This window comes from Plantactinospora sp. WMMC1484 (assembly GCF_049315195.1).
Lineage (GTDB): Bacteria > Actinomycetota > Actinomycetes > Mycobacteriales > Micromonosporaceae > Plantactinospora.
The window spans coordinates 7,006,604-7,028,345 of the sequence record NZ_CP186055.1; the positions used below are offsets into that span (position 1 = coordinate 7,006,604).

Here is a 21,742-nt window from a genome sequence, read left to right on the forward strand (position 1 = left end):
GGCGCGGACCGGATCAGAAGTCGAACTCGCCGTCCTTCGCACCGGCCAGGAAGGCATCCCACTCCGCGCGGGTGTAGACGATCACCGCACCCTCCGGCGCCCTACTGTGCCGAACCGCTACCCGGCCACTCCCGTCACCCAACGGCCCCGCCTCGACACAGTTGCCGCCGCCACCGCTGCTGCGGGTGCTGACGTGCCACTTCACGCCGGCCAACTCGTCCATCAGATCTCCTCAGCGATCGCCGCGATCAGCTCGGTCGATTCCCGCTCGGTCAGCGCGACCTCCCGAAGCTGATCGTACGCCTGGACAAATCGAGTCGACTTAGGCCATTCCAGGAACAGTCGACCACCGAGGTGTTCCACATAGGCCACCGGCGGGAACGGCTTGGGTAGTTCGAAGACCTGGAACGGGCCGTCCGTGCCGACGCTGGCACCGACCGCGAGCGGCAGCACCCGCAGCTCGATGTTGCGCTGCCGGCCCAACTGGACCAAGTGGTCGAGTTGGCCCCGCATGATCCGGTCGCCACCGATCCGGGCCCGGAGCACGGACTCCGCGATAACGCAGGTCAGACGGGTCGGCTTGACGCCGGTGAGCACCTGTTGCCGGGCGAGCCGCAGCGCCACCCAGCGGTCGATCCGCTCGTCGGTCGGCTGGTCTCCTTCCACAACCCGCAGGACTGCGGTGGCGTATCCCGGGGTTTGAAGTAGCCCAGGCACCCGTCCCAGATCGAAGGTGTGGATCGCCGTGGCGCGTTCTTCGAGCCAGGGCAGGTCGACGAAAGACTTGTCGTAGATGGCGTCCTCGAATTCGGTCTCCCATTCGTGGCGGCGGCCGACCTCCTCACTCAGTCGGATGAAGTGCTCCCGGACCTCCTTGTCGATCACGCCGTAGAGGTCGAGCAGCAGCCGTACGTCCGGACGCGGGAACGGCCACTCGGCCCGCTCGAAGCGGCCGAGCGCCGAGCGGTCCCGGTTGAGATAGCTGGCGGCCTCCTCCAGGGAGAGTCCGATCTCCTCGCGGAGTGCGCGTAACTGCTGGCCGAGGAGTTGGCCGCGCAGCGTGGAGACCTTGCTCGGGTGGGATGAGTGCATCGATCGTCTCCTGTCGGCGGGCGCCCGGGAACCGTTGCTCCCACTTCGGGGCGCGGGGAAGCGTGGTGGCGTGCGTGACGGAGGCAGCCACCGGGCCACTGGCAACGGCTTGGCTATGAAGCCGACAGGTAAGGGTTTCCGGGCGCTGTCCCGGCCACCGGGCCTCATCTGCGGGTCGGACCGGACCCGCCTTACCAGCCCAGAAACAACTACCACAAACCCCTCAATCCCGGCCACCCCCGGCCACAAGCGAGAGGACGCACTCCAGATCTTGGCAATCTGTGGTTCGCGGCGAACCACAGATTGCCAAGATCTCGGCGGGCACCGGCCGGCGCCGGCAGGCGCCGGCCGGGGGCGGGCGTAGGCGGGGGGCGGGCGCAGGCGGGGGACGTGCGCAGGCGGGGGCGTGCGATCATGTGTCGGTGGTCTGGATCGCACCTGAGGTGGAGCGGCAGCGCGCTCCCGTCGTCGCCGACGAGCGCACCATGCTCGACGGCTGGCTCGACTTCCACCGGCAGACCCTGCTGGGCAAGTGCGCCGGCCTCACCGCTGAGCAGCTTCGCACCGCCAGTGTCGCGCCCTCCGGGTTGACCCTGCTCGGCCTGGTCCGGCATGCCGCCGACAACGAGCGGTACTGGTTCCGCCAGCAGTTCGCCCGGCTCGACCTGCCGTCGCTCTATTTCACCGACTCGCAACCGGACCGCGACTTCGAAGGGCTCGACGACGCCGATCCGGCGGCCGACCTCGACACCCTGCGAAACGAGATCGACCTCGTCCGCCAGGCCGTCGCCGGCCGGTCGCTGGAGGAGACCTTCGCCGGTCCGCGCGGCCGGGACATCACGTTGCGCTGGGTCTATCTGCACATGATCGAGGAGTACGCCCGACACAACGGCCACGCCGACCTGATTCGCGAGCGCATCGACGGGACGACCGGCGAATAGCCACCCGCGGGCCCGGTCCGGGCGGTGCCGGTCCGGACGGGTCTCAGGAGATCGTCACGGTCCAGACGGTAGTCGTCGACTGGCTCCGGGTGCGCTCGTTGTGGCAGCCCTGGAAGCAGTTCGACAGGGTGATCGTCGCCCGCCCTGCCTGCTTCGCGTCGAATCTGAAAAAGCGGAACCCCCCGCCACCGCCGAGTGCCGGCCCGAACAGCCGGTCACCGAGGCTGTCCGAGACCAGCTCGTCGCCGACCTGCTCCACCAGGTCGGCGGGGTCGGCCGACGCGGACCACCGGTCGCCGACCGACGGGCCGCGATCCGGCACCCGCAGCGAGAACCGATCGCCGACGTCCACTGTGATCGACGCGGTCTCCTGGTCGGCGATCGTGCCGTACCGGAGCTGTCGGCGGATCGCCAGCCCCGCCACCGCCACCACGACGACCAGCAGGGCGAGAGCGGCGCCGATCAGCACGACGCGTCTGGGATGGGCCACGGCCGATCACGATACCGCCGCTCGGCTCACCGCACCGCCGCCCGGACGCCGGCCGCCCGGCACGGGGCCGCGCGGCCGGCGTCCGGGCGATATGGTGCGGGGCGACGAGGGGACGGGCGATGGTGCGGGTGGACACCGCCGCGTTGCGGGCGGCGGCGAAACAACTCCGGGACGAGGCCGCCGACGCGGTCGGCGAGGCGAGCAGGGCGACCCGGTCGACCGAGGACCGCACGCTTGTCGGCTTCGCCTTCGACCGCTACGGCAGCCACGACGGCTACAAGGCCGTCTCGCATGCCTGGCGCAGCGAGCTGAGCGGCCTCGCCGAGGCACTGCGCCAGCTCGCCGGCGCGCTCGACACGGCGGCCGACAACTACGACCGGTCCGACGAGAACGCCAGCGCCCGGTTCGGTCACGGAGGCCCCCGATGAGCGACGACGACACCCCGCTGCCCCGGCTCAGGAAACTCAAGCGCGACATCGACGACCAGAACGGCTTCTGGAACGCCGGCGCGCTGCACTACTCCACCCGCGACGCCCTGGGCGTTTCAGGGCCGGGCGGCGAACCGTCGACACTGGAGTCGCTCGCCAGCGACTACGACCGGGCCGAGAAGAGCCTCGACGCCGCGCTGATGGCGGTGAGCGAGATCCGGCAGCGGCGGCTGCCGGCGGTCTGGGCGGGCGAGACCCGGGTCGCGGCGACGGACGCGCTCGCCGCCGCCGAGCGGGCCCTGGAGCGCGGTGTCGGCGTCATGGGCAAGGTCGCGCACGGACTCCGCTCGCTGGCCGGCACCCTGGAGGCCGCGAAGCGGCGGGACGCCGCCGCCCTCACCCCGCTACGCGAGGCGTACGACCTGACCGAGGAGGTCACGGCCGGGCCCTTCACCGACCCGCTCCACTACGACGGCGACACGATGTACCGGGCCCACCAGCTCGCCAAGGGCGCAATGGCCGAACGGGTCACCGCGCACGCCGCCGCGCAGGAGTCGTCCCAGGAGACCAGCAGCACCTTTCACGACCTCGCCTCGCAGGCCCGGTTGCAGCGGCTGGCGGACTCGCCGCTCCCCGCCCTGGACGAGTTACTGCTGACCGACGCGGGCAGCACCGGCACCGGCATGGACTCGGCGATCCTGTCGGCCTCGATGGCCGACCGGGCGGCCGACCGGCTCGCCGCGCTGAGCGAGGCCGACCGGGCCCGGTTGGCGGCGCTGCTGGCCGGGGCGGGCAGCCCGGAGCACCGGGCCTACCTGATGCGCGCCCTCGCCGCCGGCTACGACCTCGACAGGATCGCCGAGTTCGACGGGCTGATCGGCCCGTACGGGAACGACCCGGCCTGGCTGCGCGACCACCTCAGCCCGCTTGCCGCCGGCGGCCCCATGCCGACCGGGCTGCAGCGGGACACGGTCTTCGACGGCACGGAGTGGACGCAGGGGCAGTACCCGACCTGCGTGGCGTCCTCCACGGTCACCGCCCGGGCCGACGTCGACCCCCTCTACGCCCTCCAGCTCACCACCGGCGGCCACCCGGGCGACCCGGCCTACGACAACGGTGCCGCGTTCGCCGAACGCCTCCGCGACGAGCAGGTACGCGTCTACGACGGCGGTCGCTCCTGGTATCAGGATCTGCCGGTGCTCGGCAGCGACGGGATGAGCAACGACCAGTCCGAGACGATCGCCGACGAGGAGATCGGCGCCCGGACCGGCGTCGACTACGAGAACCGGGCCGTCGACAACGCCGACGAGCGCCGCGCGGTGCTGCCGGAGATCGAACGAGCGGTCGACGAGGGGCATGCGGTGCCGTTCTCCAGCCACGACGACAGCGGCGGACACCAGATGCTGGTCATCGGCCACGATGGTGACCGGTTGCAGGTATACAACCCGTGGGGCTACACGGTCTGGGTGCACGAGGACGACTTCGTCGACGGCAACCTCGACTCGATCGGCGGCGGCGTGCCGAACGAACTCACAAGCGTCCGGCTGCCCGGGTAAGGACGACGATGAGCTATCCGAGGATCGGCGAGGACGAGCTGCGGGCCATCGACGTACCGTCGGCGCTGACGGCCGGGCTGCGGAGTGGCGGCCCGCCGCCCGGCGAGGTGACGGTGGCGGCGGCGCTCGCGGCAGACCGGCTCGGCACCCATCCCCGGTCGCTGACCTTCCTGGCCGAGATCGTCCGCCGGGGCGGCACGGGATACGCGGTCACCCTGCCGGAACCGCTGCCGACGCCGGAGCAGGCCGCGCTCGCCGCGAGCTGGTTGGCCGCGGCGAACGCCGTCGAGGAACGCGACCCGGCGTACGACGAGACGATGGCCCGCTGGCTGGAGAATGTCGCCGTGGTCGTCGCGGCCCGCCGTCAGGCCGGTCCCGGCGTCTCCGGCTGACTCACCCTGGCCCGGCGAATGCCAGTTCCGGCCGATCGACAGGGCCACGAGCGGTACGCGCAGGTCTGACGGCAACCTGGCACCATTGCGCCGACAGGCGTCCTGGACGACACCGTCGCCGCAGGGGAGATGACGTCCTGGACTGGTTGCCGGTCCTCGCGTCGATTGCGGCACTGGGCCGGGGACGGGCCCTGCGTGGCGACGCACCGGCAGCAGAGGTCGAGGAGGGTCCGATGGCGTTGACGAGGCGAGCCGCGCGCTGGTCGGTGCCGGTGGCCGAGCCGCCGACGGTAGGGACGAGTCGTGCGGCTCCGGAGGACCGATTCTGGGGGTCGAATCGTGTGATCGTCTTCGTCGGTGGACTGGTGCTTGCGCTCATCGCCGGCTTCGCGCTCGGCGGGTCTGTCGGAGACCCGGATTCGCCCACGGTAGGCCAGCCCGCCGGTCCCGGGAACGGCGGCGCCAGTGGCATGGCGCATGACCATGCCGCGGTAGGTGCGCCAAGCATCCGCACCGAGGTCGGCGGACTCGCCGTCAGTGATGGTGGCTACACCTTCGCAGCGGAGTCGATGTCCCTCTCGGCGGGCACACCGACCACCTGGCGGTTTCGGATTGACGGCCCCGACCGGAAGCCCGCGACGACCTTCGCGATCGCACACGACAAGCCGATGCACCTGATCGTCGCCCGCCGGGACCTCTCCGGCTACCAGCACCTGCATCCGACGATGGCACCGGACGGCACCTGGAGTGTTGACCTGACCCTCCCCCACCCCGGCGTGTGGCGGGTGTTCGCGGACTTCGTGGCCGTCGACCCGACCGGCGCCCAGATCGCCAGGACGCTCTCCATCGACCTGGCAGTGCCCGGAGACTACCGGCCGCGCGCACTGCCCGCCGTGGCTCGCGAGTCCACCGTCGATGGGTTTGCCGTGACTCTGGAGGGTACGCCGCAGGTGGGCATGGCCCGGCCGCTGTTGTTTCGGGTGTTCGGTAACGGCGTGCCAGTAGCCCACCTCCAGCGTTACCTCGGCTCGTACGGCCACCTGGTCGTGATGCGCGAGGGCGACCTCGGGTACGTGCACGCGCATCCGGAGGAACTGCTGGCGCCGACGCCGACGACCGGCGGTGCGGTCAAGTTCTGGCTCGTGGCGCCGAGCCCCGGCCGGTTTCGGGTGTTTTTTGACTTTCAGGTCGACGGGCAGGTGCGTACCGCGGAGTTCACCGTCGTGGTGCGGTAGCGATGACGCTGAAGATGGTGAGTCCCCGCCATTGCTCTGCCGCACCGCCTGGCATGACAATGTCCACCAAGGACGAGATCCAGGTGTAACAGCTTGCGAGATGACAGCCGCGACCGCCCCGGGCCGCACTCGCCCCCGACGGGGTCGGCACGGTCGGGAGGTCAGCGGCACTGTTGACGGAGCCGGTGACGGGTCCGCCAAGTTCTGTGTCGGCTGACCTGCCCGATCGGATGTGATCTTATGATGCGGCAACCGCGCCGAGGCGCGATCCTACTCTCCGTGGTCCTTGTCACGGCCGGCCTGACCGTCGGACCGGCCGGCGCCGACAATGCGACGATCTTCGATGACGGCGGTGTTGTCGTCGACGGCCACCAGCACGGTGGCCAGCGTGGCCACCTCGACGCCGGCCGCAGAGACGTCACCCTCGTCGGCAAGGCAAAGGTCAACAATGCCCGGGAGGGCATCGTCTCCGATGTCGGCGTGCTCGGCAACTACGCATATCTCGGCGCCTACAACAGCAGTCCGTGCGAGGGCGGCGTCTACGTCATGGACATCGCTGACCTGCGCCGTCCGCGGCAGGTCGGCTTCATCGCGGCGTCGCCGGGCTCGTTCGTCGGCGAAGGGGTCCAGCCGATCCGCTTCCGCACGCCAGCGTTCTCCGGCGACGTCCTGTCGTACAGCAACGAGTTGTGCGCCGAGGCGACGGCACCGCCCGCCGTGGGTGGCGCGACCCTGGTCGACGTCAGTGATCCCCTGCACCCCGTGGTGCTCGCCAACGGCTTCGGCGCGGCCGAGCCGGGAGTAACGACCCGGGCGCGCACGGCCCACAGCACGTTCATGTGGCAGACCGGCTCGGGGCGCAACAGCAAGGCCTACATCGTGCTCCCGGACAGCAGCACGCCAATGCTGCCGATCTTCGACATCACCGATCCACGGCACCCGGTGCAGGTCATCGACATCGATCTGACCACGGTGTTCCCCCAGATCCTGCAGACCGGCGTCGACCTGGACACGGTCTTCTTCCACGATGTGGTGGTCCGCAAGCACGGAAACCGGCAGCTGATGCTGCTGTCCGTCTGGGACGCCGGCTACCTGGTGCTCGACGTGACCGACCCGGCCCGCCCGAAGTACGTCGCCGACACCGATTTCACCTTCCCCGACCCGCAGCTGCTCGAGACCAACGGGGTGGCGCTCGGTCCGGAGGGCAACGGGCACTACGCCGAGTTCATGGACAACAGGAAGTACATCCTGACCACGGACGAGGATTTCGGGCCGACCAGGATCCGGGTCGTGAGCGACGACGGCGGCGACTTCCGGGCGGTCCAGGCCGGCAGCGCGCAACTGCCCACCGGCGGCAGCCTCGCCGGTACGGTGATCTTCGTCGGCCTCGGCTGCAACGCGGCGCCACCGGAGCCGGCACCGGCCACCGGCGGGCCGTACGTCGCGCTCGTCGAGCGGGGCGGCTGCGCCTTCACCGAGATGGCAGCCAACGTGGAGTCTCGCGGGTACGCGGGCACCGTCGTGTTCAACCGGACCGGGCCGGGGAACGGCTGCGGTGCGCTGGTCACTCCGTCCGTTGAGGCGACCAAGCCGTTCTTCTTCGTCAACCGGCTAGGTGGCCTGTCCATGGTGGACGCTGAAGCAGGCTACGACGAGGCCGCCTGCCAGACGGGTTCCACCCAACTGCCGGTGCCGATCGGCACGACCGGTGACACCGTTACGTTGGCCGCCACCTTTGACGGGTGGGGCTACCTGCATCTGTACCGAAACGGGACCGGCAAGCTGCGGGAGCTGGACACCTACGCCGTGCGGGAGGGCATGGACCCCGCCTATGCTTCCGGGTTCGGCGACCAGACCATCCACGAGGTGGCCGCCTCGGCGCAGACCTCGCACCTGGCATACCTGTCGTACTACAACGCGGGCTTCCGGGTCATCAGTGTCAAGGGCGGCAAGATCAAAGAGGTGGGCAGTTTCATCGACGAGGGCGGCAACAACTTCTGGGGCGTCCAGGTCATCCAGCGACACGGTCGCGAGTATGTGCTGGCCAGCGACCGCGACTTCGGTTTGTACATCCTCAGTTACAACGGCAGGCGCTGACCCTCCTGCCCGCGGCGCCGCCACCGATTCGGTGGCGGCGCCGCGACAGCACGGCCCGACGATCAGAACGCCAGCGCGGCCCGCAGATACCGCAGGTCCGCCGGCCCGTTCCACCGGTACGCCGAGAGCCCGGCGACCCGGGCCCCGCGCACCGACCGGTCCTCGTCGTCGACGAAGAGCACCTGGGGCGGCGGGGTGCCGAGGGCCAGGCAGGCTTGCTCGAAGTATTCCCGGCTCGGCTTCGCCACTCCCAGCGCCGAGGAGTTGACCACCACGTCCACCTCGCCGGTCAGGCCGAGCTGGACCAGGTCGGCGTCGAGCAGGTCGGTGGCGTTGCTGGCCAGCCCGACCCGGATCCCGGCCGCCCGGACCTCCCGGACGAAGGCCAGCACCTCCGGGTCCACGGTGCCCCGGTCGGCCTGCCACTCCCGCACCGCCGCCTCGGCCCGCACCGCCGCCTCGGCCCGGTCCACCGCCTCGGCCCGCACCGCCGCCTCGGCCCGGTCCACCGCCTCGGCCCGGTCCGCTCCAGCGGCGGTCTCGGCCAGCGCGTCGGTGACTCCGGCGAGCCAGTCGGCGTGGCTGAGCCGTCCGGTGACCGCCGGTTGCAGCAGCGACCAGCGCATCGCGGTCTCGTAGAGGGCGCCGGCCGGCAGGCCGTGCCGGCGTTCGACGGCGGCGGTGGCCGCCGGGTCCCAGCGGCGCAGCACCCCGTCGAGGTCCACCAGCAGGGCCGTGGCCCGCTCGCGCGGCATCACTCCTCCTCGTTGGCGAGTCGCTGGCTGATCACCTGGGTCACGCCGCTGCGCATGGTCACGCCGTACAACGCGTCGGCCACCTCCATCGTCCGCTTCTGGTGGGTGACGACGATCAACTGGCTCTTCTCCCGCAACTGGGCCATCAGAGTGATCAGCCGGCCGAGGTTGACGTCGTCGAGCGCCGCCTCGACCTCGTCCATGATGTAGAACGGGCTGGGCCGGGCCCGGAAGATCGCCACCAACATCGCGACGGCGGTCAGCGACCGCTCGCCGCCGGAGAGCAGCGAGAGCCGTTTGATCTTCTTGCCCGGCGGCCGGGCCTCGACCTCGACACCGGTGGTGAGCAGGTCCTCCGGGTCGGTGAGCACGAGCCGCCCTTCACCGCCGGGGAAGAGCACCGTAAATACCTCTTCGAACTCCCGCGCGGTGTCGTGGTAGGCGCTGGCGAAGACCTCCAGGATCCGGTCGTCGACATCCTTGACCACGGTGAGCAGATCCCGGCGGGTCGCCTTGAGGTCTTCGAGCTGTTCGGAGAGGAACTTGTAGCGCTCCTCCAGGGCGGCGAACTCCTCCAGGGCCAGCGGGTTGACCTTGCCGAGCAGCGCCAGCTCGCGTTCCGCCTTGGCGGCGCGCTTCTCCTGCACCGGCCGGTCGAACGGCACCGGCTCGGGCGCCGGCCGCTCGTCCCGCTCGGCGGCGGTGATCTCCGCCTGGCTTGGCGGGACGGGCTGCCGGGGGCCGTACTCGGCGATCAGGGCCTCCACGTCGAGCCCGAAGTCCTCGGCCGCCTTCGCCTCCAGCTGCTCGATCCGCAGCCGCTGCTCGGCCCGGGCGACCTCGTCCCGATGCACCGCGCTGGTCAGCCGCTCCAGGTCGGCGCCGAGCCGCTTGGCCGCGCCGCGTACCTCCTGGAGTTCGGCCTCGCGTGCGGAGCGGGCCTGCGCCACGGCGTCCCGGGTCTGCTCGGCCGCCGCCAGCGAGACCGCGAGCCGGGTCAGCGCCTCGCGGGCGCCGAACTCGACGGCGCGGGCGATGGCCGCGCCCCGGGCCCGCGCCGCCCTGCGGGCGGCGGCCCGCTCCCGGGCGGCCCGCTCGGCGGCGGCCTGCCGGGCCAGCGAGTCGGCGCGGCCGGCGATCGAGGCGACCCGCTCCTCGGCGGTACGCACCGCGAGCCGCACCTCCATCTCGTTCTGCCGGGCCTGCGGCAGGTACGCGGCCAGCTCGTCCCGTTCCTCGGTCGACGGCTCGGCGTCGACCGGGGTCGCCTCGGCGAGCCGGAGCCGCTCCTCCAGCTCGGCCAGGCCGGCGAGATCCCGCTCCCGCGCCTGCTCGGCCCGGCCGCGCGACTCGGCGAGCCGGTCCATCTCCGCCTTCGCGGACCGGGCGGCGGCGCCCAGCTCGGCGAGCCGGCGGGCGGCGGCGTTGCGCTGCCCCTCCGCGTCCCGTTTCACCGCCGCCGCGGCGACGACCGCCTGCTTGCGCTCGGCCGCCTCCTCGCGCGCCTCGCCGAGCTGGTCGCGCAGCTCGGCGATGGTCTGCTCGGCGGCGGCCCGGTTGGTGCGGGCCTCCTCGACGGCGGCCTGCACCTCGATGAAGCTCGGCGCCTTCGCCGCGCCGCCGGCCGCCGCATAGCCGCCGAGCACGTCACCGTCGGCGGTGACCGCCCGGAGTTCGGGGTTGCCGGCCACCACCCGGGTCGCGGTCTCCAGCGTGTCGACGAGCACCACGTCGCGGAGCGCCCGGTGCACCGCCGGGCGGACGTCGTCGGGGCAGCCGACCAGGTCCGGTGCCCAGCGTGCCCCGGCCGGCAGGGCCGGGCGGAGCGCGTCCGGTGAGCCGATCATGCCCGGTCCGGCCTGGCCGCCGACCAGCAGCTCGGCCCGGCCGGCGTCCTGGATCCGCAGCCAGCGCATCGCCTCGGCCGCCTCGTCCACCCCGGCGACCGCGACCGCGTCGGCGAGCGAGCCGAGCGCGGCGGCGAGCGCGGCCTCGTGCCCGGGGGCCACGGTCAGCATCCCGGCCAGCCCGCCCAGCAGCCCCGGCACCTGGTCGGCGCGGGCCAGCAGCGCACCGGCGCCGTCCTTGCGGCGCAGCCCCATCGCCAGCGCCTCTTCCCGGGCCTTCCAGGTCGCCGCGTCCTTCTCCGCCGCCCGTTCGGCGTCGGAGAGGGTACGCACCCGGGCCGCCGCCTCCTCCTGCGCGGCGACCGCCTCGGCGTGCCGGGCGTCCAGCTCGGCGTTGTCCCGGTCCGCCTCCGAGGACTGCTCGGCGACGGCGTCCAGCTCGGCCTGGGTCTCCTCGGCCCGCAGCTGCGCGTCGGCGTGCGCGGCGGCGAGCCGTGCGATCTCCTCGGCCGCCGATCCGGTACGGGCCCGCGCCGAGTTGACCTGCCCGGTCAGCTTCGCCAGCCCCTCCCGCCGGTCGGCTATCGCCTTGGCGGCGGCGACAAGCGCCCGTTCGGCCTCGGCGAGCTGCCGTTCGAGCTGCTGGCGGCTCTCCACCGCCTCGGCCAGCCGCACCTGGTCCTCGGTGAGGGCGGCACGCAGCTCCTCCTCGTGCGCGCGGACCTCCTCGGCCTCGGCGTCGAGCCGGTCGGGGTCGCGGCCGGGGCGCTCGTCGTCGGGGGTCGTGCTGAGGTGCCGGAGCCGCTCCCGGGCCAGCTGCTCGGTGGAGCGGAACCGCTCGGTGAGCGCGGAGAGTGCGTACCAGGTCTCCTGGGCACGGGCGAGCAGCGGGGCGTCGGAGGCCAGCGCCGCCTCCAGCTCGCCGAGCCGGGACTGCACCTCGGCGTGCTCCGCCTCGACCTGCTCGCGGCGCTGCCGCAGGGCCGCCTCGTCGGCGATCTCCTTGTCCAGGGTCGAGCGGAGCGTGGCCAGGTCGTCGGCGAGCAGCCGCAGCCGGGCGTCCCGCAGGTCGGCCTGGATGCCCTGGGCCCGCCGGGCCACCTCGGCCTGCCGGCCCAGCGGCTTGAGCTGGCGGCGCAGCTCGGCGGTGAGGTCGGTCAGCCGGTTCAGGTTGACCTGCATCGCGTCGAGCTTGCGCAGCGCCTTCTCCTTGCGCTTGCGATGCTTGAGTACCCCGGCCGCCTCCTCGATGAAGGCCCGCCGGTCCTCCGGCTTGGCGTGCAACACGGCGTCGAGCTGGCCCTGCCCGACGATGACGTGCATCTCCCGGCCGATGCCGGAGTCGGAGAGGAGTTCCTGGATGTCGAGGAGTCGGCAGGAGTCCCCGTTGATCTCGTATTCGCTCTCCCCGGACCGGAACATCCGGCGGGTGATCGACACCTCGGTGTAGTCGATCGGCAGCGCACCGTCGGTGTTGTCGATCGTCAGGGTGACCTCGGCCCTGCCCAGCGGCGCCCGGCCGGCGGTGCCGGCGAAGATCACGTCCTCCATCTTGCCGCCGCGCAGCGCCTTGGCGCTGTGCTCGCCGAGCACCCAGGCGATCGCGTCGACCACGTTCGACTTGCCCGAGCCGTTGGGACCCACCACGCAGGTGATCCCCGGCTCCAGCTTGAAGGTCGTGCTGGAGGCGAAGGACTTGAAGCCCTTCACGGTCAGGCTCTTGAGATACACGTTCCCGATCCTCGTCCGGCGCGACCGCCGGGCAGACTCAGCCTTCCCGGTCCGTCCCGCTCCCGGTCCGGCACCGCCACGACCGGATCGTCAGCCGCTCGGCCGCGGCCCGGCCCGGCCCGGCGGAGACTGCTTGCCCCCGGCGGTGGGGGCTGGTCAACCCGCAGAGTAACCCGGGGCTGGGCGTCATGCCCGACGTGGCACGCCTCGCCCAGCGTATCGGATCGCCGAAAACCGTCCGCACAGCGTTCAACGGCCGTTCGGGTGGCAGAACGGCTGTCGGCTCGGATGTGGCCCCGGGACATGGCCCCGGGAAGGAGACGTGATCCCGGGGAAGGAGAGTGCGGCAGCGCCGGGAACAGAACTGCGCGCCGTCACGGATGTGTCGGCGCGCGTTTTCTGGTGCGATTCAGTTGTCCAGGCGGGGCGCCGGTCACCCGGCGCCCGAAGCTCAGGTCAGCGCGGGCTCGGCCAGCCGCAGCAGGTCGTCTGCCTCGGCCGCCGCCGCCGCGAGCCGATCGTTCTCGGCACGCAACCGCGTTGTCTCGAACTCCAGTGCCTGAACCCTGGCACGCAGTCGGGTGACCTCGTCGAGAAGGCGCCGGTCTGGCGCCGCACCGACGTGGCCGTAGAGGGCCTTCGCCATATCGTCTCCTTGTAATGCGCTGCCGGAAAGGCCGGCCAACGCGCGCCCAACTCGTACGCGACTGCCCGCCCGCGCGGAAACGCGGGCACGGTCGGGCGCGACTGGCGACACTTACATAGTGTGCCGCTGTCCCGGCGTAGTCAAGTTTCACCGGGCGTGAGCCACCTGTGCCGTCAACCACTCGCTGACCGAGAGCTGCCGCAGCGGCACGAACAGGACGCTGTCCGGACGACCACAGTCTATCCCCGGTCCATGTCTGGATCAGCAAGAGCCCTGGCCAACGGCGTAATCCCGCCGATGGGTCCCCCCTTATTTCTTCCTTAGCCACGTTGCCCCTGGCCGGAGGGCCCGCGTAGCGTCCGCACGGACAGTGATCAGGCCATGGCCGAAGATCTCGGGAGCAGTGGCCCCGGGAACGTCTCGGAAGCAGAGGCTCCCGGGAGCGGTGGCCCGAGGCCCCGGGAGCAGTGGCCCGGGTTCCGGAATCAGTGGAGGCGTCGCGTGCAGGGGTGGAGCGAACAGGCCGACTGGGAGGATGGCGCCGACTGGCCCAGCCCGCCCGCCGGTCGTGCCGACCCGGCCGATCGCGCCGGCTGTCCGGATGATCCGCCCCCGTTCCGGCACGACGATCGGGGCATCCGGCGCCGCGAACACGGCCGGGGCGAACACGGCCGGGGCGAACACGGCCGGGGCGAACACGGCCGGGGCGGCGAGCAAGACCGGAGGGGCGACCGGACGGTCGTCGGGCACGCCGACCGGTCCGGCGCGTACGCCGCCCCGTCCCGCGCGTACCCCGGCTGGAGCAGCGTCCAGGGCGGCGGGGACGACGAGCGGCCCGACCGGGCAGGCGCCGGCCGGCACCGCAGGCCGACCTCGCTGCGCGGCCCGATCGGACTGGGCGTGGCGGTCACCGCGCTGCTCGGCGTCATCGGCGCCGGAGCCGCGCTGCTACCGGCCAGCCTCACCGATGCGCCGGCCGACGCCAGGGGCAACGAGCCGGCGGTCGAGGCGGCCGGCCCGGAGGAGCCGATCGACCTGACGACACCGGAACCTGCGGACGTCGACGAGAAGACTCCCGGCCCGACCACGACCCCGACCGCCACCCGTACCTCCCCGAAGCCCAGGGTCACCACGACCGCGCCCAGGCCGGCCCGGACGTCCGCTCCACCCGCCCGGCGTACCCCCGGCGGCTCGGGTTCCGGGCCCGGGTCGGGAGCCAGCGGGGCGGGCAGCAGCAGCCAGGAGACGCAGGTGTTGACGATCGTCAACCGCGAACGCGCCGCCAACGGCTGCGCCGCGGTGGTGATCAACAGCGATCTCGCCGAGGCGGCCCGGCTGCACAGCCAGGACCAGGCAGAGAACACCAACATGTCGCACACCGGCAGTGACGGCAGCGACTTCGTCGAACGTGCCCGGCGGGCCGGCTACGACCGGCCGATCGGCGAGAACGTCGCCATGGGCTACCGCGACGCCGCCGCCGTGATGGAGGGCTGGATGAACAGCTCCGGGCACCGGGCCAACATTCTCAACTGCGATGCCAGGGCGATGGGCGTCGGGGTCGCCACCGGGCCCGACGGGCGGCTCTACTGGACCCAGATGTTCGGCTCGGCCGCCTGAGGCCGACCCGCCGGCCGACCCGTGCCCCGGGCCCGGGCCCGATCGTTGGGCCCGTACGAGGGGGGTGCGCGGTCGTGCTGAGCGCTGCGGGATGAGGTGCCCGGAATACGCCGGAGCGCCGGCCTGCTCGTCACCGCCCTGCTGCTGGCGACCCCGGGGTGCCGACTCCTGCCGGACCGGTCCACCCCGGTGCCGCCGTGGCCCGGCGGGCAGACGCCAAGCTGGCAGTGGCAGCTCACCGGCCCGCTCGACAGCACCGTCGACGCCCAGGTCTACGTACTCGACGGGTTCCGGACGTCGCTGGAGGCAGCGCGGCGGTTGCGGGCCGACGGGCGCCGCCTGGTCTGCCACGTCGACGCCGGCGTCCACCAGGAGTCCCGCCCGGACGCGACGCGCATTCCGGCCGCCGTGCTCGGTGCGCCGGCCCGGGTGCCGGGACAGCCGGCGGGCGCACCCCGCGGCCGGTGGCTGGACATCCGGCAGTGGTCGGCGCTGGAACCGGTGCTCGCCGACCGGTTCCGGCTCTGCCGGGGCAAGGGGTTCGTCGCCGTCCTGCCGGTCGGGATGGACGGCTACGCGCAGCGGTCCGGCTTTCCACTGACCTTCGACGACCAGCTCACCTTCAACCGCCGGGTCGCCGACCTGGCCCGGCAGGCGAGCCTGGCGCCGGGCCTCGGCAACGACATCGACCAGGTGCTGGCCCTGGAGCCGTACTTCGACTTCGCGGTCAACGAGGAGTGCGTCCGGCGTACGGAGTGCGCCCGGCTCGCGCCGTTCACCCAGGCCGGCAAGCCGGTCTTCCACGTCGAATACCAGGGGTCCACGGCGGACTTCTGCACCACCGCGGTCGGCTACGGCCTCAGCTCGATCCGCAAGGACCGCGACCTCGGGGTACGCCGGGACACCTGCCTGCCGCCGTGACGGGTCAGCGGGCCGGTCGTACCCCGCGCGGCCGGGGCTGGCACCGGGGGCAGCTGAACGACGAGCGGTTCATGAACGCCTCCCGCCGGATCGGCGTACCGCACCGCCGGCACGGCAGGCCCTCCCGGCCGTAGACGTTGAGTTCGCGGTCGAAGTAGCCGCTCTCGCCGTTGACGTTGACGTAGAGGGCGTCGAAGCTGGTGCCGCCCTGCGTGATCGCCTCGCCGAGGACGTCCCGGACGTGGCCGAGCAGCCGGGTGACCGCCGGAGCGGTGAGCGCCTCCGTCGGTCGTACCCCGTGCAGGCCGGCCCGCCACAGCGCCTCGTCGGCGTAGATGTTGCCGACGCCCGAGATCAGGGTCTGGTCGAGCAGCGCCCGCTTGATCTCGGTACGCCGGCGACGTACGGCGGCCACGAAGGCGGCGTCGGAGAACTCGGGATCCATCGGGTCCCGGGCGATGTGCGCGATCTCGGACGGCAGCGTCGCGCCGCTCTCGGAGACGGCCAGCCCGCCGAAGGTGCGCTGGTCGACGAAGCGCAGGTCGGTCCCGCCGTCGTCGAAGGTGAACCGGATCCGCAGGTGGATCTCGTCGGCCGCCTCGGTCGGCCGGACCAGCAGCTGCCCGGACATCCCCAGGTGTCCGACGACCGCGTCGCCGCTGTCCAACGGCAACCAGAGATATTTTCCGCGACGGCGGGCGCCCAGGATCGTCCGCCCGGCGAGCACCTCGGCGAAGTGCCCGGCACCGGGGAGATGCCGGCGCACGGCACGCGGGTGCCGCACCTCGACGGCTGCGATCCGCCGACCCGTCACCCAGCGGGACAGCCCTTCCCGGACCGTCTCCACCTCGGGCAGCTCAGGCATGTACCACCTTCGTTCAGTCCGGCACGGCGCCCGCTGCCGTACCCGGGATGCGGCCGTTCGGATCGACCGGCGCGCCGGAGGGCGCGACGGCCGGCCCGCCGGAGCCCGGCTCGGCTGGCGCGGCGGCGGGCGTTGTCGGCGCTCCGGTGGCTCCGGAGGTCTCGGATGACGCGGCGGCGACAACTGACGCGTTCTGCTGTTCGGAGAGGGTCCGCCAGGCCGCCTCGGCGGCCCGCTGCTCCGCCTCCTTCTTGCTGCGGCCGTCGGCTCCCCCGTACTTGCGGCCGGCCACCACCACCCACGCGGTGAAGGTCTTGGCGTGGTCGGGCCCCGCCTCGTCGATCCGGTACTCCGGCACGCCGAGCGCGAGCGCGGCGGTCAACTCCTGGAGGCTGGTCTTCCAGTCCAGCGCCGCGCCCCGGCCGGCCGACTCCGCCATCAGCGGGTCGAAGAGCCGGTGGATGACGATGGCGACGGTGTCCAGTCCGTACTGGAGATAGATCGCCCCGAGCAGCGCCTCCAGGGTGTCGGCGAGGATGCTCGCCTTGTCCCGGCCACCGGTGCTCTCCTCGCCCTTGCCCAACAGCAGGTACGGGCCGAGCCCGGCCGGCCCGAGCCGCCGCGCGACGTCGGCCAGGGCACGCATGTTGACCACGCTGGCCCGCAACTTCGCCAACTGTCCCTCGGGGAGATCCGGGTGGTTGTGGAAGAGCGCCGTGGTGATCACGACGCCGAGTACCGAGTCGCCGAGGAACTCCAGCCGCTCGTTGGTGGGCAGGCCGCCGTTCTCGTACGCGAACGACCGGTGCGTCAGGGCCCGCTCCAGCAGCTCCGGGTCCAGGGCGACCCCGAACGCCGCCTCCAGATGCGTGATCGGCGGCCGCCGCCGCTTCTCCTTGGTCATGCCGTCTCCTCGCTTCGCCCGTCGCCGCCACGACCCCGGCGACTGAGCTGGCTGATGCACTCGCTGCCCCGCTGGCTGACGTGCGTGCGGTGCCGATGGCCGACACGCGCGCCACGCACGTCCAGGGCGTCTCCCCCGCGCCGTCGGCAGACGTCACGGACCCGGCACGGGAGCCGACGGGCGTCCCGGAACCAGGTCCTGAGCTGGTTCGTTCCGCCACTCACGCCGGCACCTCACGATCGGGCGCACGACCGGTCACGGTGGAGTCGGCGAGCAGCGCCGACATCGCCGGAATCGTCCGGCGGCGGTGCAGGTGGGCGGCGAGCGCGATCCCCGAGGCGACGTCGTCGTCCCGGGCCGCGCCGTGGCAGACCACCACGGCGCCGGCCACCCCGAGCAGCACGGCCGCCCGGGGCGCCCCACCGCCGGCCGGTGGGCCACCGGCCATCGCGTACGCGCCCTCGATCCCCTTGAGCAGGATGTTGCCGGTGAACCCGTCGGTGACGACCACGTCCGCCCGGCTACCGAACGCCACGTCGTACCCCTCGACCAGGCCCACGTAGCGGGCGTCGGCCGGCAGCGCCTGCCCGGCCAGGGCCGGATCGGCGGCGCGCCGGGTCCGGTCACCCTTGCCCGATTCGGTGCCGATGGAGAGCAGCCCGACCCGGGGCCTGCGCACCTCGTGCGTGACCGCGGCAAAGGCTGCGCCGAGCACGGCGTGCCGGGCCAGGGTGGCCGGTCGGGCCTCCAGGGAGCCGCCGACGTCGAGCAGCACCACCGGGCCGCCGAGGGCGGGCAGGGTGGCGACGAGCGCCGGCCGGCGTACGCCGGGCCAGCGGCCGAAGCCGAGCACGGCGGCAGTCACGGTCGCGCCGGTGGCACCGGCGGAGACGACCGCGTCGGCCGTACCCTCCCGGACGGCCGCCACGGCGGCCTGGATGGTGTTCTCCGAGCGGACGATCGCAGCGGAGTGACCGCTCACCGTGACCGCGTCGCGGACCGGCCGGGCGGCGACCCGGTCCCGCTCCGCGGATGGAAGCGCAGCTATCAGCTCGTCGGCCACCTCGGCGGGGCCGACGAGCAGGAAACACAGATCGGGATCAGCGCCGAACGCCCGCAGAGCGCCGTCAACCACGACGTCGGGAGCTTCGTCCCCGCCGAGGAGGTCGACGGCGATCCGCACGGTGCCCGGCTCCACGGGAACGCCGGCCGACCGGGGTCGGTCGGCGTCGGCGGGAGCCGGTGCACCGGGCAGTCGCCAGGGCGGGTGCGCCGCCCGACCGGAGGTCGGTGGCGTCACTCGAGTTCCAGGGGATCAGACCTCGATGACCTGGCGGCCGTTGTAGGTGCCGCAGACGCTGCAGGCCGCGTGCGGCAGCTTCGGCGACTTGCACTGCGGGCAGGCCACGGTCGCGACCGCCGTGGTCTTCCACTGCGCCCGGCGGGACCGGGTGTTGCTGCGCGACATCTTGCGCTTGGGGACGGCCACGGTTCTTCCTACTCCTCTTGACGGGTCAGTTGCGACAGGCCCGCCCAGCGCGGGTCGATCTGCTCGTGGCTGTGCCCAGCCGGCAGCTCGTCCCAATGCACCCCACACTCGGGGCACAGTCCTGGGCAGTCCTCCCGGCACACCGGGTTGGTCGGCAGTGCGAGCACCACCGCGTCCCGCAGTGCCGGTTCCAGGTCGATCAGGTCGCCCTGCATCCGGCCCACCTCGTCCTCGTCGGTCGTCTCGTCCGTGGTGCTGTGCGCGTAGGCGTACAGCTCCTGGATCGGGACGACCAGCGAGTCCGTGATCGGGCGCAGGCAACGGCCGCACTCACCCTCGATCGGACCGGTGACGGTCCCCGAGACGAGTACGCCCTCGGACACCGACTCCAGCCTCAGATCGAGGCTCAGGTCCGCGCCCTCCGGCACGCCGATCAGCTCCACGCCGAGGTCCGCCGGTGCCGCCACCGTCCGATTGACCGTACGCAACACGCCAGGTCGGCGCGGCAGCTCCCTCGTGTCGAGGACCAGCGGCGACCTGGGGTTGAGATGGGTCGGCAGATGTTTGGGCATAGTCAGACTCCGGCCTGTGCGAGGCCGACGTAACAGGTTACCTGAGCAGCGGCCTTAGCGTCGAACCGGGGCGAGCCCGCCGGAACCGGCCGGTCCCGGCCCTGGCCGGATCGACGAAAACGACATCCGTCTCAGAACGGCAGGGGGCGCTCGTTCTCCTCGCCCACGAAGGTGCCGATCTCCCGCAGCGCGTGCATCTTGTCCCGCCCGCGCTCGATGGAGGCGAGTGCCCGGGTCAGGAACTGCTCGAAGTTGGCCAGCGCCGTGTCGACGTAGTCGTCGACCTCCTCGCGCAGCCGCTGGGCCTCGGCCCGGGCCTCCGCGATGATCCGGGCACCCTCGTGCTCGGCCGAGACCGTGATCTCGTTGACCGAGACCAGCCGGGCGTGCTCCGCCTCGCCCTCGCTGATGATCCGGTCCGCCTCGCGCTTGCCGGCGTCCATGATCTTGTCGCGCTCCTCCAGCAGCGCCGCCGCCCGGCGCAGCTCGACCGGCAGCTCGACGCGCAGCTCCTCAAGGGCACCGATCATCTCGGCGCGGTCGACCATGGCGTTGTTGCGGGACATCGGGACGGAGCGCGCCGTCTCCACCATGGCGATGATCTCGTCTATGCGATCGAGCGGGTCCACCGGTACCTCACTCCCGTCGTTACGTCGGTCGACATACATGATGAGGTGTCGGACCGGATTACTGCTCAACCAATGATGCGGTGCCGTCCGTACCCGGTCGGTGATCGACCCGGAAACGGCGCGTCGCCGGCGCCGACGAGCTGGTCTCCGGCGCCGGTCAGCCGGTATTCGTGCGGTGGTGCGCCGGCGCGGTCCGGCCGGCCGGCGCCCCGGCTCCCCGCCGACCACCCGGTCCCGGTCGGCTCCCGGTTACTCGCCCCGGTCGGCTCCGGGCCGCCCTCCCGGTCGTCCCCTCCCCCGGACGCGGCCGGTCAGGAGCCGGGACGCACCAGACGCTCCCGCAGCCGCTCGCGGACCACGTCCGGTACGTGCGGCGAGACGTCCCCACCCCACTTCGCCACGTCCTTCACCAGGCTGGACGAGAGGAAGGAGTAGAGCGGGCTGGTGGGCATGAAGAGGGTCTCGACGCCGGCCAGCCCGATGTTCATCTGGGCCATCTGCAACTCGTAGTCGAAGTCGCTGACCGCCCGGAGACCGCGGACGACCACCCCGGCCCGCTGGGTCCGGCAGAAGTCGACCAGCAGGCCCTGGAACGACTCCACCCGGACGTTGCCGTAGGAGCCACTCACGTCGCGGAGCATGTCGATCCGCTCGTCGACGGTGAACAGCCCGCGCTTGGACTCGTTGATCAACACACCGACGATCACCTCGTCGAAGAGCCGGCTCGCCCGACCGATGATGTCGAGGTGACCGTTGGTGACCGGATCGAAGGAGCCGGGACAGACCGCACGTCTCACGATCGGCGACCGTACCAAAGAGTGGTCTCGCCGTACCGGCGGCTGCGCTCCGCAGTGATTCCCTGCACCCAGTCGACCGGCCCGCTGCGGCTGGACCGTTCCAGCACCAGCAGGGCGTCCGGGGCCAGCCAGCCGTGGTCGCGCAGCGCCGCCTGCACCAGCGCCAGCTCCGAATCCGGTACGGCGTACGGCGGGTCGGCGAAGACGACGTCGTAGGCCCCGCCCTCGGGCGGGGTGGCGAGCACCTGTGCGACCTTCGCGGTGACCAGCCGAGCCGTGCCGGCGACCGGGCTGGCCGGGGTGGAGCGCAACGCGGCGAGGTTCTCCCGGACGACCCGGGCGGCCCGGGGATCGGACTCGACCAACAACACCTCGGCAGCACCCCGGGAGAGCGCCTCCAGGCCGACGGCGCCGGAGCCGGCGTAGAGGTCGGCGAAGCGGGCCCCGGTCAGCTCGGTGCTCGCCTCGACCGCGCTGAACAGCGCCTCGCGGACCCGGTCGCTGGTCGGCCGGGTCCGCCCGCCGGGCGGCGCGGCGATCCGGCGGCCGCCGAGCACTCCGGCCACGATCCGGGTCATCGCACCGCCCTCCGCATGACCCCGACGCTACGCGACCGCCGGACCACCGCTGCGGCAGGTCACACCCCTTCTGGCAGCGGTGATCGTCTTTTGGGACACCGGGCAGGACTCTTCCGTCCGGGTCAAGGGCCTTTCGTCACCTGACAACGGACGAACAGAC

Annotated in this window: 22 protein-coding genes; 8 read left to right on the top strand and 14 right to left on the bottom strand. The window is 72.3% G+C overall.

Translation table 11 applies throughout. From position 1 onward, the window contains the following. Positions 1–13 precede the first annotated feature (13 nt). Positions 14–223: a DUF397 domain-containing protein gene (locus ACN28C_RS30115; protein ID WP_422770872.1), complete on the bottom strand. Its 210-nt coding sequence runs from the start codon at positions 221–223 to the stop codon at positions 14–16. After that, complete coding sequence (locus ACN28C_RS30120; RefSeq protein ID WP_422770873.1) at positions 223–1,092, bottom strand: helix-turn-helix domain-containing protein; 870 nt, start codon at positions 1,090–1,092, stop codon at positions 223–225. The genes ACN28C_RS30115 and ACN28C_RS30120 overlap by 1 nt, the downstream gene beginning before the upstream one ends. A gap of 422 nt (positions 1,093–1,514) precedes the next feature. Here ACN28C_RS30120 and ACN28C_RS30125 point away from each other — a divergent pair, with 422 nt between their 5' ends. After that, positions 1,515–2,033, top strand: a complete 519-nt coding sequence (locus ACN28C_RS30125) for a DinB family protein (RefSeq protein WP_422770874.1) — start codon at positions 1,515–1,517, stop codon at positions 2,031–2,033. Positions 2,034–2,076: 43 nt separating this feature from the next. Here the strand turns inward: ACN28C_RS30125 and ACN28C_RS30130 are convergent, their stop codons facing one another. Further along, complete coding sequence (locus tag ACN28C_RS30130; protein WP_422770875.1) at positions 2,077–2,523, bottom strand: protease inhibitor I42 family protein; 447 nt, start codon at positions 2,521–2,523, stop codon at positions 2,077–2,079. 119 nt (positions 2,524–2,642) lie between these two features. Here ACN28C_RS30130 and ACN28C_RS30135 point away from each other — a divergent pair, with 119 nt between their 5' ends. The 5 genes from ACN28C_RS30135 (at position 2,643) to ACN28C_RS30155 (ending at position 8,231) form a co-directional block, all read left to right on the top strand. Further along, complete coding sequence (locus ACN28C_RS30135) at positions 2,643–2,951, top strand: WXG100 family type VII secretion target (RefSeq protein ID WP_422770876.1); 309 nt, start codon at positions 2,643–2,645, stop codon at positions 2,949–2,951. Continuing rightward, the gene (locus tag ACN28C_RS30140; RefSeq protein ID WP_422770877.1) at positions 2,948–4,507 is read left to right on the top strand and encodes a hypothetical protein; all 1,560 of its coding nucleotides are present in this window, start codon (positions 2,948–2,950) and stop codon (positions 4,505–4,507) included. The genes ACN28C_RS30135 and ACN28C_RS30140 overlap by 4 nt, the downstream gene beginning before the upstream one ends. A gap of 8 nt (positions 4,508–4,515) precedes the next feature. Next, positions 4,516–4,899: a hypothetical protein gene (locus ACN28C_RS30145; RefSeq protein ID WP_422770878.1), complete on the top strand. Its 384-nt coding sequence runs from the start codon at positions 4,516–4,518 to the stop codon at positions 4,897–4,899. 470 nt (positions 4,900–5,369) lie between these two features. Continuing rightward, positions 5,370–6,134 (top strand): hypothetical protein, encoded by a 765-nt coding sequence (locus tag ACN28C_RS30150; RefSeq protein WP_422770879.1) that lies wholly within the window; start codon positions 5,370–5,372, stop codon positions 6,132–6,134. A 279-nt stretch (positions 6,135–6,413) separates the two neighbouring features. Next, positions 6,414–8,231: a PA domain-containing protein gene (locus ACN28C_RS30155; protein WP_422770880.1), complete on the top strand. Its 1,818-nt coding sequence runs from the start codon at positions 6,414–6,416 to the stop codon at positions 8,229–8,231. 62 nt (positions 8,232–8,293) lie between these two features. Here ACN28C_RS30155 and ACN28C_RS30160 read toward each other — a convergent pair whose 3' ends face one another. From ACN28C_RS30160 to ACN28C_RS30170, 3 genes are all read right to left on the bottom strand, one after another. After that, a complete protein-coding gene (locus ACN28C_RS30160; RefSeq protein ID WP_422770881.1) occupies positions 8,294–8,986 on the bottom strand; it encodes an HAD family hydrolase in 693 nt (230 codons plus the stop codon). Further along, positions 8,986–12,564, bottom strand: a complete 3,579-nt coding sequence (smc, locus tag ACN28C_RS30165; protein WP_422770882.1) for a chromosome segregation protein SMC — start codon at positions 12,562–12,564, stop codon at positions 8,986–8,988. The genes ACN28C_RS30160 and smc overlap by 1 nt, the downstream gene beginning before the upstream one ends. 451 nt (positions 12,565–13,015) lie before the next feature. Continuing rightward, entirely contained in the window at positions 13,016–13,210 is a 195-nt protein-coding gene (locus tag ACN28C_RS30170; protein WP_203858414.1) for a hypothetical protein, read from the bottom strand. A gap of 501 nt (positions 13,211–13,711) precedes the next feature. On the opposite strand from ACN28C_RS30170, the gene ACN28C_RS30175 reads away from it, so the two are divergent. After that, positions 13,712–14,827 (top strand): CAP domain-containing protein, encoded by a 1,116-nt coding sequence (locus tag ACN28C_RS30175; protein WP_422770883.1) that lies wholly within the window; start codon positions 13,712–13,714, stop codon positions 14,825–14,827. Between the two features lie 96 nt (positions 14,828–14,923). Next, a complete protein-coding gene (locus tag ACN28C_RS30180) occupies positions 14,924–15,748 on the top strand; it encodes an endo alpha-1,4 polygalactosaminidase (RefSeq protein ID WP_422770884.1) in 825 nt (274 codons plus the stop codon). A gap of 4 nt (positions 15,749–15,752) precedes the next feature. On the opposite strand, the gene mutM is transcribed toward ACN28C_RS30180, so the two are convergent. The 8 genes from mutM to rsmD form a co-directional block, all read right to left on the bottom strand. Then, complete coding sequence (gene mutM, locus ACN28C_RS30185; RefSeq protein ID WP_422770885.1) at positions 15,753–16,613, bottom strand: bifunctional DNA-formamidopyrimidine glycosylase/DNA-(apurinic or apyrimidinic site) lyase; 861 nt, start codon at positions 16,611–16,613, stop codon at positions 15,753–15,755. 13 nt (positions 16,614–16,626) lie between these two features. Next, positions 16,627–17,517 (bottom strand): ribonuclease III, encoded by an 891-nt coding sequence (rnc, locus tag ACN28C_RS30190; RefSeq protein ID WP_422770886.1) that lies wholly within the window; start codon positions 17,515–17,517, stop codon positions 16,627–16,629. A 220-nt stretch (positions 17,518–17,737) separates the two neighbouring features. Next, positions 17,738–18,715 carry a phosphate acyltransferase PlsX gene (locus ACN28C_RS30195; protein WP_422774867.1) on the bottom strand — a complete coding sequence of 326 codons (978 nt, stop codon included), beginning with the start codon at positions 18,713–18,715 and terminating at the stop codon, positions 17,738–17,740. A 117-nt stretch (positions 18,716–18,832) separates the two neighbouring features. Next, complete coding sequence (gene rpmF, locus ACN28C_RS30200) at positions 18,833–19,006, bottom strand: 50S ribosomal protein L32 (protein ID WP_089254967.1); 174 nt, start codon at positions 19,004–19,006, stop codon at positions 18,833–18,835. Between the two features lie 8 nt (positions 19,007–19,014). Beyond that, positions 19,015–19,578, bottom strand: coding sequence for a YceD family protein (locus ACN28C_RS30205; protein ID WP_422770887.1), 564 nt, complete (start codon positions 19,576–19,578; stop codon positions 19,015–19,017). Between the two features lie 131 nt (positions 19,579–19,709). Continuing rightward, positions 19,710–20,207 (bottom strand): hypothetical protein, encoded by a 498-nt coding sequence (locus ACN28C_RS30210; RefSeq protein ID WP_101370278.1) that lies wholly within the window; start codon positions 20,205–20,207, stop codon positions 19,710–19,712. 311 nt (positions 20,208–20,518) lie between these two features. Then, entirely contained in the window at positions 20,519–21,004 is a 486-nt protein-coding gene (gene coaD, locus ACN28C_RS30215; RefSeq protein WP_421491406.1) for a pantetheine-phosphate adenylyltransferase, read from the bottom strand. Continuing rightward, positions 21,001–21,582, bottom strand: a complete 582-nt coding sequence (gene rsmD / locus ACN28C_RS30220; RefSeq protein WP_422770888.1) for a 16S rRNA (guanine(966)-N(2))-methyltransferase RsmD — start codon at positions 21,580–21,582, stop codon at positions 21,001–21,003. Before rsmD ends, coaD begins: the two co-directional genes overlap by 4 nt. Positions 21,583–21,742: the final 160 nt, after the last annotated feature.